General features: G+C 57.7%; 15 protein-coding genes. 6 read left to right on the top strand and 9 right to left on the bottom strand.

Going from position 1 to position 13,619, the window contains the following annotated elements:
* Window positions 1-27: 27 nt before the first annotated feature.
* The 4 genes from AC0Z4S_RS02550 to AC0Z4S_RS02535 all read right to left on the bottom strand — a co-directional run bounded on the left by AC0Z4S_RS02550 (window position 28) and on the right by AC0Z4S_RS02535 (window position 4,234).
* The gene (locus AC0Z4S_RS02550; protein WP_485621920.1) at window positions 28-1,011 is read right to left on the bottom strand and encodes an LLM class oxidoreductase; all 984 of its coding nucleotides are present in this window, start codon (window positions 1,009-1,011) and stop codon (window positions 28-30) included.
* Window positions 1,012-2,166: 1,155 nt separating this feature from the next.
* Window positions 2,167-2,937, bottom strand: a complete 771-nt coding sequence (locus tag AC0Z4S_RS02545) for a molybdopterin-dependent oxidoreductase (RefSeq protein ID WP_485621919.1) — start codon at window positions 2,935-2,937, stop codon at window positions 2,167-2,169.
* Entirely contained in the window at window positions 2,934-3,554 is a 621-nt protein-coding gene (locus AC0Z4S_RS02540; RefSeq protein ID WP_485621918.1) for a cytochrome b/b6 domain-containing protein, read from the bottom strand. Before AC0Z4S_RS02540 ends, AC0Z4S_RS02545 begins: the two co-directional genes overlap by 4 nt.
* Before the next feature lie 71 nt (window positions 3,555-3,625).
* A complete protein-coding gene (locus tag AC0Z4S_RS02535) occupies window positions 3,626-4,234 on the bottom strand; it encodes a hypothetical protein (RefSeq protein WP_042609816.1) in 609 nt (202 codons plus the stop codon).
* Window positions 4,235-4,449: 215 nt separating this feature from the next.
* On the opposite strand from AC0Z4S_RS02535, the gene AC0Z4S_RS02530 reads away from it, so the two are divergent.
* Window positions 4,450-5,145, top strand: coding sequence for a heavy metal response regulator transcription factor (locus AC0Z4S_RS02530; protein ID WP_039760267.1), 696 nt, complete (start codon window positions 4,450-4,452; stop codon window positions 5,143-5,145).
* Window positions 5,118-6,506 carry a heavy metal sensor histidine kinase gene (locus AC0Z4S_RS02525; protein ID WP_262138109.1) on the top strand — a complete coding sequence of 463 codons (1,389 nt, stop codon included), beginning with the start codon at window positions 5,118-5,120 and terminating at the stop codon, window positions 6,504-6,506. Before AC0Z4S_RS02530 ends, AC0Z4S_RS02525 begins: the two co-directional genes overlap by 28 nt.
* Here the strand turns inward: AC0Z4S_RS02525 and AC0Z4S_RS02520 are convergent.
* The gene (locus AC0Z4S_RS02520) at window positions 6,478-6,984 is read right to left on the bottom strand and encodes a nuclear transport factor 2 family protein (RefSeq protein ID WP_485621917.1); all 507 of its coding nucleotides are present in this window, start codon (window positions 6,982-6,984) and stop codon (window positions 6,478-6,480) included. The genes AC0Z4S_RS02525 and AC0Z4S_RS02520 overlap by 29 nt on opposite strands.
* A 79-nt stretch (window positions 6,985-7,063) precedes the next feature.
* Window positions 7,064-7,822 carry an SDR family oxidoreductase gene (locus AC0Z4S_RS02515; protein ID WP_485621916.1) on the bottom strand — a complete coding sequence of 253 codons (759 nt, stop codon included), beginning with the start codon at window positions 7,820-7,822 and terminating at the stop codon, window positions 7,064-7,066.
* 168 nt (window positions 7,823-7,990) lie between these two features.
* Here AC0Z4S_RS02515 and AC0Z4S_RS02510 point away from each other — a divergent pair, with 168 nt between their 5' ends.
* On the top strand, window positions 7,991-9,502 hold the full coding sequence (locus AC0Z4S_RS02510) for an MFS transporter (RefSeq protein ID WP_485621915.1): 1,512 nt from the start codon (window positions 7,991-7,993) through the stop codon (window positions 9,500-9,502).
* A gap of 1 nt (window position 9,503) precedes the next feature.
* Here the strand turns inward: AC0Z4S_RS02510 and AC0Z4S_RS02505 are convergent, their stop codons facing one another.
* On the bottom strand, window positions 9,504-10,364 hold the full coding sequence (locus tag AC0Z4S_RS02505; protein ID WP_460161525.1) for a LysR family transcriptional regulator: 861 nt from the start codon (window positions 10,362-10,364) through the stop codon (window positions 9,504-9,506).
* A gap of 118 nt (window positions 10,365-10,482) precedes the next feature.
* Between AC0Z4S_RS02505 and AC0Z4S_RS02500 the strand changes: the two genes are divergently transcribed.
* The 3 genes from AC0Z4S_RS02500 to AC0Z4S_RS02490 all read left to right on the top strand — a co-directional run bounded on the left by AC0Z4S_RS02500 (window position 10,483) and on the right by AC0Z4S_RS02490 (window position 12,226).
* Complete coding sequence (locus AC0Z4S_RS02500; protein WP_485621914.1) at window positions 10,483-11,334, top strand: NAD(P)-dependent oxidoreductase; 852 nt, start codon at window positions 10,483-10,485, stop codon at window positions 11,332-11,334.
* Between the two features lie 34 nt (window positions 11,335-11,368).
* On the top strand, window positions 11,369-11,701 hold the full coding sequence (locus AC0Z4S_RS02495; RefSeq protein ID WP_485621913.1) for a chorismate mutase: 333 nt from the start codon (window positions 11,369-11,371) through the stop codon (window positions 11,699-11,701).
* Window positions 11,702-11,833: 132 nt separating this feature from the next.
* Window positions 11,834-12,226 carry a RidA family protein gene (locus AC0Z4S_RS02490; protein ID WP_485621912.1) on the top strand — a complete coding sequence of 131 codons (393 nt, stop codon included), beginning with the start codon at window positions 11,834-11,836 and terminating at the stop codon, window positions 12,224-12,226.
* A gap of 36 nt (window positions 12,227-12,262) precedes the next feature.
* Here AC0Z4S_RS02490 and AC0Z4S_RS02485 read toward each other — a convergent pair whose 3' ends face one another.
* Both AC0Z4S_RS02485 and AC0Z4S_RS02480 read right to left on the bottom strand, forming a co-directional pair.
* Window positions 12,263-12,904 (bottom strand): hypothetical protein, encoded by a 642-nt coding sequence (locus AC0Z4S_RS02485; protein WP_485621911.1) that lies wholly within the window; start codon window positions 12,902-12,904, stop codon window positions 12,263-12,265.
* Window positions 12,904-13,602 carry a hypothetical protein gene (locus AC0Z4S_RS02480; protein WP_064361710.1) on the bottom strand — a complete coding sequence of 233 codons (699 nt, stop codon included), beginning with the start codon at window positions 13,600-13,602 and terminating at the stop codon, window positions 12,904-12,906. The genes AC0Z4S_RS02485 and AC0Z4S_RS02480 overlap by 1 nt, the downstream gene beginning before the upstream one ends.
* Between the last annotated feature and the right edge of the window lie 17 nt (window positions 13,603-13,619).

Genomic DNA, 13,619 nt, shown 5'->3' with positions numbered 1-13,619 from the left:
ATTCGTCGGCGTAGCACTGACCGATGTTCAATGAGCTGCCTGACGCGGCTGCACTCCGAACTGCGCAACGATGTGCGTACCCAATTCCTCAATAACTTCCACCGCAGGGCGCTTGCCGTATTTGAGATTGAGAATGACGTGGTCCACGCCGATTTCCTCAAGCGACTCCAGTAAAAATCGTAGATGGTAACGTCCAAGTCTGAACCCCAAATGGATAAGTGTGGGTGGCGTTGACGGATTCTCATCGAGATCGATGTACAGCGACTGAGTAAAGGGTTTATACACAGAACCACATTGTTTCGTGACCTCCAGCCGCCAATCTTCCACGACCAGCCGCTGCATGTTCGGAATGCGTGGATAGTTGATCCATCCGTTGCTCTCACGCGCGATCCAATCCAGTGACTGGCGACTGTTGCCGGTCACGAGCATTGGAATGAATTGGGTGGTAGGTTTCGGAATCAGGTCTGCGCCTTGCATTTCACCAGTGCTCCAGTGGATGGGCTCAAAACTGGTGCTGTGGGCGCGGCGAATCACTTCGTAGTGTTCTCGAAAGATCTCTCCACGCCTTTCGGGATCGACGCCAAACGCCGAAAACTCCACTGGCCGATCTCCCGAAGCAACCCCCAGAATCAAGCGACCAGTGCTCAACTGATCGACGCTGGCTGACGCCTTGGCCGTGTGCAGGGGATGGTGCAGCGGGATGGCGATGGAGGCGGTGCCAAGTGCAATCTCCGAGGTATGGGCGGCCATATAACCCAGGTAAACCCAGGGGTCGAAGACTTGGCCGACATCGCCGAAGCCAGGGTCGCGAAGCGGCACGTCGCGAAACCAGAGCGCGCAGAAGCCCAGCGCCTCGGATTGTTTAGCCAGTGTGACCTGGTTGAGCATGCTCGGAGTGTCCCCGTCGAACGCCTCCATGGGAAAGAATAATCCAAGGCTCAAATGCCCCTGAGTGAAGGTTCGGCTGAACCCTCGATGGTGCTGGTAAGGAATCGTGCTCGGCCGATACATACGGATTGACCTCATGGCAGAACGTGAACAGCGCCCCCGTTTCCAGAGGTGCTGCAGCATCGGTCGCTTTTGAACGGCAGGTGGGGGGACTGGGTCTGGCTTTTACCCGTTGCGCCGTACTGCTGGTCGTGTGGACCGGACTCAGGGAGCCGTTGCTGGCGACAGGCGCGGGTTGGTCCGGGTGGGTGTTAAGCGGACCGTCAAAGGAAGTCAGATCTCTCGGCTCTATACCACCAGATGGGCAAGGCGTTCGAGGAATCATTCTATAAGCGTAGGCGGTTTTGCAGCTCTCCGCCATATTCTAACAATCGAGCCGCTGGCGGGCGAAACTCGCGTATCGAAGGGAGTTATCGGTCGTTTCCTGCCATTCCAAAACGGCCGCTTATGGCCGAAAGCAGCCGTTCACGAACGACTACCTTCGGCCAAAAGTAGCCCTGATGGAGGGCTATAACTCTCTGATGCTCAGAATAAACGGGGGATGACAGCGGGGTAGAAAAATAGGCTGTAAGTCGACGCTGCCTCATAACACCACCCACGATAGAGAAGCCATCGGGCTTTCTATTTTAGGCGAACGAAAGACCATTCAACGCTACAGGTGAGAATTGGCGGTATCTGCTTCTCCCTTAATAATACTGGCCTACGGCGAGCAAGCTTTCGAGACCCGTCTAATCGTAACCCCTATCCTCCGAATTTGACCGGTTGAGGAAGGAGCTCTCGGCTGAAGAGGGATTGCGGCGGCGAAAAGTCCGTATTCCAGGCGAACGCAGTGGCGCTCGAACAATTTCGGTCGGTACCCAGGTGACGGTTAGCGGCAAGAGAGCCACTGCAATGGCGAACGCATTCAGTCCCCCTGTGCCGATAACATCAGAGCAGATAGCTCTTTTTTCGCCATTGAAGGTACATGCGGCAAGATTATCAAAGAGCATCCGAGTGCGAGCTTTATCCGACTGTTGTAAAGGTTGCCTGGACTGAGCCTGCAAGAGAGATTGGAAATCTGCTCCATCACTCGTTGCCCGCATCCTGGATTCTGATGTCGGCAAGACGGATGGTGCTCTCGGTACTGCAGAAATACCGGTCATCGGCATGCCTCATATCACGCTTGGTGTCATGAATCTCGCCAGTGTTCCTGGCGTGACAGTTCCGTTCTTTGCTTCATCAGATCCCGCTGAACCAGTTGTAGCCCTGGTCTTCCCAATACCCGCCCGGGTTGTCGTTGCTGACGAAAATCTCGACAACATGCTTGGGGTTTTTGAAGCCCAGTTTGGTGGGGACCCGAACCCTCAGCGGATAGCCGTACTCGGGCGGCAGCGCCACGTCAGCGTAATCCAGTGCCAACAGCGTCTGCGGGTGCAAGGCAGTCGGCATGTCCAGACTGGAGTAGTAACGATCGGCACATTTGAAACCGACAAATTTCGCTGTGGTGTCGGCGCCGATGTTTTCCAGGAAGGTTTTCAGCGGTACACCTCCCCATTGCCCGATCGCGCTCCAGCCCTCAACACAGATCAGCCGAGTGATATCGCTGCGTTGCGGCAGCTTGCGCAAGCTTTCGAGTGTCCACGGCGCCTTGTCCCTGATCCGGCCGGAGACGGCGAGCGAGTAACTGGTCAGGTCTACTTCAGGGATATCGTCCTGACCATAGAAAGCGTTGAACGGAAACGGCTTGGTGATCTGCGCGCGGGCGAAGGTCGGCGCCAGTTTCCGTCCACTGAACAGCCACGCCTGGACCCGGTCGTTCCAACGCGACATGGCCCAAAGCACTTTGTCGACCTGATCGCCGTCCTGCAGGTTGCAACCGGTCAGCATCGACATCGCGCCAACCGTCAGGCCGGCCCGAAGAAAATGCCGGCGCTGAATGTTTTCCAGTTCAAGCTGTTGCGCAGGTTCAATCCTGACGCGCTGACGCGTTGTTATTTTAAATTCAGTCATGACCCATTTTTCTCGTTATCAGGCGTCCGCACTCCACCCGTGATCATTGGCACCAGGGTTTTTGGTACCAGAATCACCAAGACCAGGTGAATCACTACAAACGCTGCAATCGTCGCCATGGCCGCAAAATGTACGTAACGAGCAACGTCATAGCCGCCCAGTAACGCGACCAGCTCTTGAAGTTGAACCGGTTTCCAGATCGCTACACCCGAGATCACGATCAGTACACCTGCCGCCAGCACGATCCAGTACATCAGGCGCTGTACTGCGTTATAGACACCCTTTTCATGCACCAGCCGAAAGCGCAAGGCATCGGTCAGATCATGCTTCAATGCGGCAATGCCGATGGGCAGCAGCTCACGTTTGAAATGACGACTGGCCAACCCGTACAGCACATAGATCGCGCCGTTGATCAGCAGCAGCCACATGAACGCAAAATGCCAGGCAAGTGCCCCGCCCAGCCAACCGCCCACGGTCAATGACACCGGAAACCTGAAACTGAACAGTGGCGAGGCGTTGTAGATAGCCCAACCGCTCATGAACATGCAGACCATGCAGGCCGCATTGAGCCAATGGGTGAGGCGAACCGGCCAGGGATGCGGTTTCTTCTGTCTCACGTGGTTCCCCTTGCAAGCCTTCCGTGTAGCGGAGCGTTGCGAGACGGCAACGCTCAAGCTTTCTCAGATGATTACATCGGTGGCTGGAAGCCATCCTTGCCGACTGCAATGCCGCGTGCGGTGCCATCTGCAGCGGGGAACACGACAATTTTGGTGCCTTTGACCAGTTCATCGGCTTTGCCTGGCTCGACGTAGGCGATAGGCACGTCATCCGGCACGACGATTTGTTTCTCGCCGCCCTGGTAGTTGACGGTCAACGTGCGGCCGTCGGTTTTGGACAGTTTGCCAACGGTGCCGTTGGTCATGGTGCCAGTGCTGCCGTCTGCGTTCTGCCAACCGTAATGACCTTCGCCGCTGCCCTTGAGCCTGGCGTCGAATACCGTGACCTCAAGCGCCTTCAAGGTTCCGTTGGCCTGCGGGATGGCCGCCGAGCCGATGAAGCTGTCGGATTTGATCGAGTCGATATTGGCCTTCGATACCCGGCTGATACCGGTCTTGTCAGTCAGTCCGATCGTCTGCTGGGCGCCAGAGCGGACAGTGAAGGTCAGCGTGTTGTTGCTGACGCTTTCCACCGTACCGCGCAGTGGTTTGATGACCGGCATGTCGGCGGCGGTGGCAATGACGGCAGCGCTGAGCATCACCAAACCGAACGTGGTAGACAGGGCGTTTTTGAGTTGCATGGCGACGATTCCTCATGGGTTGATGTGTCGCCATCCTCGACCGCAGACCGGGACGTCACGATGACCGTCGAATGACATTTTTGTCATTCGCCAACCCTGACCATGTATGACAGAAATGTAACCGACTGCGCCCGCTCATCCCGTTACACTGCACAGCCGAGATACCGATGTCGCGGACTTAACCCCGTCATGAAGAAACCCGAGCGCGCCTGACGATGCATATCCTGCTGATCGAAGATGACACCAAAACAGGTGAGTACCTGAAAAAGGGGCTCGGTGAGTCCGGTTACAACGTCGACTGGACCCAGCATGGCGCCGACGGCCTGCACATGGCCTTGCATACGACCTATGACCTGATCGTGCTGGACGTGATGTTGCCCGGGATTGACGGGTTTCAGATCATCGAGCTGTTGCGCGCCAGACAAGATGTCCCCGTGCTGTTCCTCACCGCGCGCGACCAGTTGCAAGACCGCATTCGCGGTCTGGAACTGGGCGCCGATGATTACCTGATCAAACCTTTTTCGTTTACCGAACTGCTGTTGCGCATCCGCACTATTCTGCGCCGCGGTGTCGTGCGCGAAGCCGACCATTTCCACCTTGCCGATCTCGAACTGGATCTGGTCCGGCGCCGCGTGACCCGCCAACAACAGGTGATCGTGCTGACCAACAAGGAGTTCGCCCTGCTCCATCTGTTTCTCCGTCGAGCCGGCGATGTGTTGTCCAGGACACAAATCGCTTCGGAAGTCTGGGACATGAATTTCGACAGCGATACCAACGTGGTGGACGTCGCTGTCAAGCGCCTGCGCAACAAGGTCGACCAGCCCTACCCGATCAAGCTGATCCATACCATTCGCGGTATCGGCTATGTCTGCGAGGTGAGGCCATGCGGTCCCGACGCCAACCCTCGCTGACGCTGCGATCGACCGTGGCGTTTGCCATGGTCGCGATGCTGGCCGTGGCCGGCGCGGGCTTCTATCTGTATCAGACGATGAAGGCCTCGGTATTGGTCTACAGCGATCACGCGGTGATGGGCCGTCTGGAGCATTTTCGCAAGCTCCTGCATTACGAACTCGCCATCGAAAAGCTGCGCGACAGCCCGCAGATTTTCAAGAACATGCTCGACAGCGAAGACGACATCTTCATCATTGAAGAGCCGGGGCAGCCACCGGTCATCCAGGTCAATCCACTCAACGTCACGTTGCCTGAACTGCCGGTGATCGGCCAGGACACAAAGCTGAGCGTCAGTGATCTGCGCAGCGGCGTGACCGACTCGGGAACAAGGCTGCGCGCCGCCTCCGTAGTCACGACGTCGGGTGGCCGTGTAGTCCGATTGACGGCCGCCCACCTTATGGGCAAGGAAATGGCGATGCTTGCAGCGTATCGCGAGCGCATCTACCTGGCCGTGGCCCTTGCCTTTCTGGCAACCGCGTTGCTGGGTTATCTGTTATTGCGTCGCGGGCTGCGTCCGCTGCGCAAAATGGCCGCCCATGCCGCAGCCATAACGCCTGAGCGTCTGCACAGCCGCATGGACAGCGCCGATACGCCGGTTGAATTGCAACAGCTGAGTGACGCCTATAACGCGATGCTTGATCGTCTTGCCCAGGGTTATCAGCGACTGACGCAATTTTCCGCCGACCTTGCCCATGAAATCCGCACGCCGGTCGGGTCGTTGATGGGACATTGTCAGGTTGCCCTACGCCAACGCCGTAGCGAGGACGAATATCAAGCGCTGATCGCTTCGAACCTTGAAGAACTCGAACGGATCTCGCGCATCGTCGAAAGCATTCTGTTTCTGGCGCGCGCCGATGAAGCGCAAGCCGTAGTGGAGCGCCAGCAACTGTCGCTGCATGACGAATCACAGCGCATCGCTGAGTATTTTGAGGGCTTGGCTGAAGAGCGGCGAATGAGCTTCCAAATAACGGGCGATGGTATCGTGCTCGCTGACCCCTTGCTGCTGCGCAGAGCGTTGAGCAACCTGGTGGCGAACGCTGTTCGCTACGCTTACGAGGGCACCGAGATTCTGATACGGGTATTGGAAACCCACGGAGGTGCCCGGATTGAAGTGGAGAACCAAGGGCCGGTGCTGGGCGACGAAACCCTGGGCAAACTCTTCGACCGCTTTTACCGTGGCGATGCGTCTCGGCACCAGAATTCCGACTCCTACGGGCTTGGCCTCGCCATTGTCGTGGCCATCATGCAACTGCATGGCGGCCACGTGGGTGTCGAACAGCCAAGGGCCGGGACTATTCGTTTTTCGCTGTCGTTCCCTTGAGCTGCTCGACCGCTGCAAACTGTTCTTCGCCCGCTGCGGGTACCCAATCTTTTAACGGCGTCAGGAAGTGCAGTTCAAAACGACGTGACAGGAACGCCCACTTTCCGTCCCGACGTTCAAACCTGTCGTGGTAAAGACCGCTGACTTGCACCGGGCCTTTTTCAATGTCATGAAACAGGCAATCCGCAGCTACCGTGCCCACTGCGCTGTCACCCTCGATTTCAATCAGCGGGTTGGCCATCCAGTGGTGCATATGGGGCATCTGGCGCCAGCTGTTTTGCGCCATCGCCAAGATTTCGTCACGGTTTCCAGCCTGGCCAAAACCCGGTAGATCCAGTGTCGACTCTTCGTGCCAGATTAAGCTAAGAAGCGAGGCGTCGATGCGGTCGAAAGCATTGGCGTAGGCGCTGATCAGCGACTCGATGGCGGCGCGACTTTCCAGGGCGTCCAGTCGGGCTGTCAGTTGTTCATTGTTCATGATGAGGTTTCCTGCAGGGGCTGCGCATAAGCGAGGAAGGCAGCCCTGCGCGAGGGCTGCGCTACGGTTGAGCACGTGGTCAGATCTGCGACAGGCCGCCGTCGACCATCAACTCCACACCGTTGACATATTTCGCATCGGCAGACGCAAGAAACAGCGCCGACGAGGCGATTTCCTCAGGCTCGGCCATGTACCCCAATGGCGTGATCTGCTCGACGTGCTGACGCAGCGCGGCGACGTCGGTTTCGCTCATCTTCAAGCCGTTATCCATCAGCGGTGTGCGGGTGAAGCCAGGGCTCAGGACATTCGCTCTGATCTTGCGACCTTTGAGTTCGTTGGCCCACGTCCTGGCAAAGGAACGTACCGCGGCTTTGGACGCGTTGTAGAGGCTCAGTCCTTCCATGCCATTGCTGGAACAGATAGAGGCCGTCAGTACGATCGAAGCGCCATTTTTCAACAATGGCATCAACGTCTGTACAGTAAAAAAGACTCCCTTTACGTTGATGTCGAACATGTTGAAATAGGCGGCCTCGGTGGTCTCGCCCAGCGGGTTCTTTTCACAAATACCCGCATTGGCAAACACTGAGTCCAGTTGATCGTCGTGCGCCTCAATCGTCGCCTTGAGCTCGTCCAGATCAACCTGGCGCGCGACATCGGAAATGACCGCGACCGCCCTGTCGCCAAGCTTGGCCACCGCAGCCTCCAGCGTGGCTGCAGAACGCCCGGTGATGTAAACGCGCCTGGCGCCCTCGGCAATCAAACCCTGTGCAATCGCAAATCCGATCCCGGTGGACGCGCCGGTGACGACTGCGACCTGATCAGCGAATTTACCTGACATAACTGACTCCTCAATTTCGGTTGTGTGGCTCGACTGGAACCACAGTGCGGCCATTGTGCGAGGAGGCAAAGGCACAGCGGCACTGCCATAAATGAACATTGGCCGTTCATTTATGTGAGGCGTCAGCCAGGGTTTGATCGTTTAGATTGAAGTCAGCTGATTCAAAGCATGACCCGCAATCGAAAATATTCTGGAGCCGAAGGGTTTCAGAAAGGAGACCTTATGCCTGAGAAAATAGTAGCCCTTCCGGAACAGCGGCGCTGGCTGATGTTCGCCATCCTGTTGGTCGGTGCATTCTTGCCGCCGCTGGATTTCTTCATCGTGAACGTAGCGCTGCCTTCGATTCAGCAATCGCTAGGCACGGCCTCCTCTGCCGAACAGTTGATCATCTCTTCTTACGCGGCGCTGTATGCCGTGACACTGATCACCGGCGGACGGCTTGGTGACATCTTTGGCCGCATGAGAATGTTCTTCGTTGGCCTGATTGGCTTTGCCGTCGCCTCACTGATCTGCGGTGTCGCCGAGTTACCCTGGGTGTTGATCGCCGGACGCTCGCTGCAAGGCGTGACGGCCGCCGTCATGGCGCCGCAGGCACTCGCTTCAGTGCAGGCGATATTCCCTGAGTCGGAAAAACCCTTGGCGTTGAGCCTGTACGGTGCGGTGTTTGGTTTGGCGTCGGTAGTCGGCCAGGCACTTGGCGGGATTCTGATCTCGCTCAACCTGATGAACCTGGGCTGGCGGACGATATTTCTGGTGAATTTACCGATTGCGTTGCTGGTCATTCTGATCGCCATCCCCGTGGTCAAGGAAACCCGCGCACCCCAGACCAGCAAGCTGGATCTGGGTGGAACGCTGTTGTCGATGGTGACGCTTGCGGCGCTGATCGTTCCGCTGATCGAGGGACGTGAAGCGGGCTGGCCGTTGTGGGCCTGGCTGTCGCTGGCGGCGACGCCACTGCTTGCCTGGCTGTTCTGGCGCTACGAAGCCAGTTTGTATCAAGCGCAAGGCGCGCCGTTGCTGAACCCTGCTGCACTGCGTGCGCCCGGGCTGGGCCGTGCATTGCTCGTCGCACTGACCTTCTACGCAATCGGTGTGTTCTTCCTGCTGTTTTCCATCTATTTACAGGGCGCGCTGCATACGAGCCCACTCAGTGCAGGTCTGGTCTTCCTTCCATTCGGCGCAGGTTTTTTGCTCGGGCCGCTCACCACCCATCTGTTCCGGCGTTTGCTGGGGTCTTATGTGAATCCCTTCGGAATGTCACTCGAAGTGCTGGGGTTCGTGCTATTGGCCTGGCTCGTGGCGCACACACCGACGGCCGTCACGCCCTCTGCGCTGTCCCTTGCCGTGATTCTCTTTCTGATCGGCTTCGGACAAGGACTGGCCCTTCCGACATTGATGCGCATGATCACAGGACGCGTGGCACCGGCGTATTCCGGCATGATTGCGGGCATCACCAGTTCCACCCTGCAAATCAGCACGGCACTGAGCGTGGCGATCATCGGTGGCATTTTTTACTCGCTTCTGGGCAAGGACACGGACGCGGCGGCCATCACCCACGCCTTCACCGTCGCCATACTGTGCATCGCTGCCTGTCTGGCCGTAGGCGCAGGACTGAGCCTGAGTCTGGCGCGCCAACCTGCTGCAGAGCTGCAAACGGCGGCCATGCACCCGGCAGAGTGAATCAACCGCCTGCCTGAGTGCCAATCATGACGGAGGCCAGGTCGGCAAGCGCGCGCAGACTATCCATCTGGCGCATGTCCTGGTGGTAGCCCATCCAAATGTCGCGGCCTGGTGGCGGTTCATCTGAATCGATCAGACGCAGCGCCGTCAACTGGTCGCCCAAAGCGCGGGGCAATACCGCGACGCCCTGCCCCTGCGCACACATTTGCGCCTGGACTGTGCGGCTGCTACTGGTAAACACGGTACGCGCCAGAGGGTAACGCTGCTGCAGCCACTGCACATCGGGATAATGAGACTGGGCAACACTCATGGTGATCAGACCCAGCCCGGCGCCCTGTGGTTCAGGGTCAGCAGATCCAACGGCTGCGTATAACCCGTAAGTCAGGGAGATCAGCTTGCGGTGCACGATATCGGGTTCGGTGAACGGAACGATTCGAAACGCGATGTCGGCGTCGCGGCGAGCCAGATCAAACAATCGATGCCCGGCAATGACCTCGGGCACGATCAATGGATAACGAAGGCGCAGTTCACTCAGCACCGGGGCCAGGACATAACAGGCGAACCAGTCAGCGCAGGAAATGCGCAGCACACCTTCGGGCTGTGCGCTGTCCCCCGCGAGGCGCCTTTCGATGGCCAACGCACTTTGCTCCATTTCCTGCGCGAGGCTGAAAAGCTTCTCGCCGCTGTCGGTCAACACGAGACCTTGGTTGGTACGCAGGAAAACGGGTTGGCCACTGAACTGTTCCAGCACCTGCAAGCGCCGCCCCACGGTCGGATGGCTGACCCCCAACAGCTTGGCGGCAGCCCCCAATGACCCGCTGCGGGCAATCGCGAGAAAGACCCGCACATCACTCCAGTCCATGCTCTGCCCCCGTACAAAAATGAACAGTGAGAGTGCAGCAATGGCAGTGCCGTAGCAATCCCGTGCCCGACATACTTGTCTGCATTCACCGTCGTCGAATACCAACCGGAGACTGCAAATGAAGATTGGTTTTATCGGAGTTGGAAGCATGGGCAGAGCGATCATTCCGCTGCTCGTCCGCGCAGGCCATCACGTCTCGGCATGGAACCGCAGTCACGCGGCGATCAAGGATCTCGAAGGCATCAGCGTTATCGAATCGCCGGCCTCGGCGTTCCAGCAAGAGGTGGTCATCACTCTTCTCGCCGATGATGCCGCTGTCAGGCAAGTGCTGCTCGCCAGCGCTGTTCTGGAAACTGCAGACAAAGCTTGCGTGCATGTCGTGATGTCGACCTTGTCGCCTTCGCTGATGTTGGAGTTGCAGCGCGAACATGAAGCCGTCGGCATGCCATTGATCGCGGCGCCGGTGTTCGGCGTGCCCGCCGTGGCGGCCATGGGCGAGTTGAATATCCTGGCGGCCGGATCGCAGGCTGCTGTCTCGACCGTCCAACCGCTGTTCGACCTGCTTGGGAAAAAAACCTGGTATCTGGGCGACCAACCTGAACAGGCCTGTATCGCGAAAATCGCCGGCAACATGATGATCACCCAAGCCATCCAGTCGCTGGGCGAAGCCAGCGGACTCGTTCAACGCCACGGACTGAGCCCTTCGATTTTCATCAAGCTCATGACCCAGACCCTGTTCGCCTGCCCCAGTTATCAACGTTATGGGCAGAACATCGTCAGCAGCAATTTTGAACCGGGATTCAAACTGTCGCTTGGCCTCAAGGATATGAATCTGGCGATCGATGCGGGTCGTCTCAAGGGGCTGGAGTTGCCAGCGGCGGATGCCGTGCGATTGAAAATGACGTCGGCGGTAGCCAGGGGAGATGGCGACAAGGACTGGTCGGTTTTTGCTCAGCAGACGAATCATTGAGAAGCTCTTTCGAACACCTGTCACGAGGTCATTCATGGAAAACTCCGACATCGCGCGTCAACTCTCAACATTCAGGAAAACCATCGACAATATCGACGCCGCCCTCATCCACCTGCTCGCGGAACGGTTTCGCTGTACCGATGAGGTCGGATTGCTCAAGGCCCGATATCAGTTGCCTGCGGTAGACGAGGCCAGAGAGCAGCAGCAATACCAGCGTCTGGCAGCACTTGCTCAGGAGGCCGAGCTGGATACGGCCATCGTGCAGAGGCTGATGCAGTTGGTCATTGGCGAAGTGGTCGAGCGCCACAGGCAGATCGCCGCCAGGCATGCCCCGGCACCCGCCAATAACCCTGCCGTTCGGGCCTGACCCCGGCGCCACTTATCGAAGCAATCAGACAAACGAGCAGAACCGCATGAAATCGCCAAAGTGAACTCAGTAGACGGCGCTCTGGGCTCTGAGTTAGCTTTCGTAACCGTTCTGAATTGGGGCTCCGCAATCATGACTGATCGTCAGATCATTGTTCCAGATGGCATGAGATTGATGTGCGAGCGTGCTGGTTATGCACCAGCAGTAAAGGTAGGAAAAACTCTCTACTGCGCGGGTCAGGTAGGCAGGACGCCGGAATTATCCGTTATCGAAGACCCTGAGCAGCAGTTCTTGGCTGCATGGGACAATCTCCGGGTCGTCTTGGAGGCAGGTGGCTGTAAATTTGAAGATGTCGTAGAAATGACAACTTATCACGTCGATATGCACCGTCACATGCCAACTTTCAGACGCGTGAAGGATAAAGTCTTTCCGAGAAGCACTTGCACGTGGACCTGCATTGGTGTCAGTGAGTTGGCTCGACCTGGCCTTCTCGTGGAGATCAAATGCGTCGCCGTAGAGCGATAAAAAGCGCTGCTGTCCAGATAGCCAACGCGTACTCGCTCAGCCAAGCGGCTCAAAGAACGTCTCCGCCCGTTGTGGCACCGGCTTTTTATGTCTGAACATCTGCTGCCAAGCGAGCTGCGCCTGGACCTTGGCCACCGAATCCAGCACTTTCTGCGCCCAGCGATCATCCTCGGGATGCACCACGACCACCCGGAAGCCATGATCCTTGCCTTCAATCTGCACGCCTTCCGAATCATCGACATGCAAGTCGATATCGAACGCTGGCGGATACTTGGAAGGCGCATTCGACATCCCGTGCGCCGTCAGGGCACGGTTGTGCAGCACGCTGTTGACCACGCCGTCGACGCGGATACCGTACAGCGCCAACCAGCGCCTGATATAGGACGGCGTGCGCCCGGATGAGGTGTAGACCCAGATGCTGCAGTCCTGGCGGCGCAGCTCGCGGATCAGCGATCGCGTGCCCATGCGCAACGGCTCACCCAGCCAACGATGAATACAGGCGGGAAGTCGGCTTTTCTCGACTGCGCAGTGGTGGAGCTGGCAAGCGAGCGTGTCATCGATATCGAACGAAATTCGTATGCGCTGACGCCTGAACAGCTGTGGCAGAGCGCAGCGGATGGCCTGCCCTGCCCGGCTGGCGAAGGTTCTGCATTTGGCCAATGCTGGAGCCCCGCTCATCAATGGCCACCCTGGGAGACAGGCAGAGGCTTGTCTTTGAGAAAGAACTTCATTGGTTCGGGCGCCTGTTCTTCTAAAAATGCTGCGTATTTTTTCTTGATCTTGGGCAATTCGTACAACGCCTTGACGCCATGCTTGGCGGAGTTGCGGATGACCGAGGACGGGTTGAAATAGCCCTCGGCATTTTCAAGCGTCAGCACGAATGGAGGCAGCCCCGCCCGCATCAGCAGGTAGCTGACAATCAGCGAGCCACTGCGGTTATTGCCTTCGATAAACAGCTGCGGCTTGCTCAGAATGCGCACATAGACACCCGCTGCACGCTTCCAGACCGATTCACTGCGATATGCGCAATACCAGTTGTACAAGTCCTTGATGCCTCCCTCAACATTGTTGAAGAAGTGCGCTTCGGTGGCTGCCAGATGCTGGGCGTATTCGAGCCGGCGTGCCGGATCCCGGCCACACAGCACCGTGGCATTGATCTCCAGCATCAGGTTCAGTTGCTGCAGATCGAACAGGTCGACGCCGCGGGCAACATATTCGTCAACCAACGCATAACCTTCAAGCACATTGTTCAGGACTTCGTCAGTGAACGGGTCTCGGGGCTCGGTGAAGTGCCGGCTGAGCTCGGCGAAACGGCTCTGCACGTTACGCAGTGCGCGTTCAATCGCAGGCAAATCAAGACGGTGCTTGGCAGGCATTGGAGCTCCTTGGAAAC

The organism is Pseudomonas sp. 1L-B-1-E-C1 (assembly GCF_057291835.1).
The sequence above is the reverse complement of the archived record's forward strand: the minus strand, read 5'-3'. Positions and strand labels throughout refer to the sequence as shown.

Coding starts and splice junctions, on each gene's coding strand:
- AC0Z4S_RS02550 (WP_485621920.1), bottom strand. CDS start 1,011: ATGTATCGGCCGAGCACGATTCCTTACCAGCACCATCGAGGGTTCAGC.
- AC0Z4S_RS02490 (WP_485621912.1), top strand. CDS start 11,834: ATGACTGATCGTCAGATCATTGTTCCAGATGGCATGAGATTGATGTGC.
- AC0Z4S_RS02545 (WP_485621919.1), bottom strand. CDS start 2,937: ATGACTGAATTTAAAATAACAACGCGTCAGCGCGTCAGGATTGAACCT.
- AC0Z4S_RS02480 (WP_064361710.1), bottom strand. CDS start 13,602: ATGCCTGCCAAGCACCGTCTTGATTTGCCTGCGATTGAACGCGCACTG.
- AC0Z4S_RS02530 (WP_039760267.1), top strand. CDS start 4,450: ATGCATATCCTGCTGATCGAAGATGACACCAAAACAGGTGAGTACCTG.
- AC0Z4S_RS02535 (WP_042609816.1), bottom strand. CDS start 4,234: ATGCAACTCAAAAACGCCCTGTCTACCACGTTCGGTTTGGTGATGCTC.
- AC0Z4S_RS02520 (WP_485621917.1), bottom strand. CDS start 6,984: ATGAACAATGAACAACTGACAGCCCGACTGGACGCCCTGGAAAGTCGC.
- AC0Z4S_RS02525 (WP_262138109.1), top strand. CDS start 5,118: ATGCGGTCCCGACGCCAACCCTCGCTGACGCTGCGATCGACCGTGGCG.
- AC0Z4S_RS02485 (WP_485621911.1), bottom strand. CDS start 12,904: ATGAGCGGGGCTCCAGCATTGGCCAAATGCAGAACCTTCGCCAGCCGG.
- AC0Z4S_RS02505 (WP_460161525.1), bottom strand. CDS start 10,364: ATGGACTGGAGTGATGTGCGGGTCTTTCTCGCGATTGCCCGCAGCGGG.
- AC0Z4S_RS02510 (WP_485621915.1), top strand. CDS start 7,991: ATGACCCGCAATCGAAAATATTCTGGAGCCGAAGGGTTTCAGAAAGGA.
- AC0Z4S_RS02500 (WP_485621914.1), top strand. CDS start 10,483: ATGAAGATTGGTTTTATCGGAGTTGGAAGCATGGGCAGAGCGATCATT.
- AC0Z4S_RS02495 (WP_485621913.1), top strand. CDS start 11,369: ATGGAAAACTCCGACATCGCGCGTCAACTCTCAACATTCAGGAAAACC.
- AC0Z4S_RS02515 (WP_485621916.1), bottom strand. CDS start 7,822: ATGTCAGGTAAATTCGCTGATCAGGTCGCAGTCGTCACCGGCGCGTCC.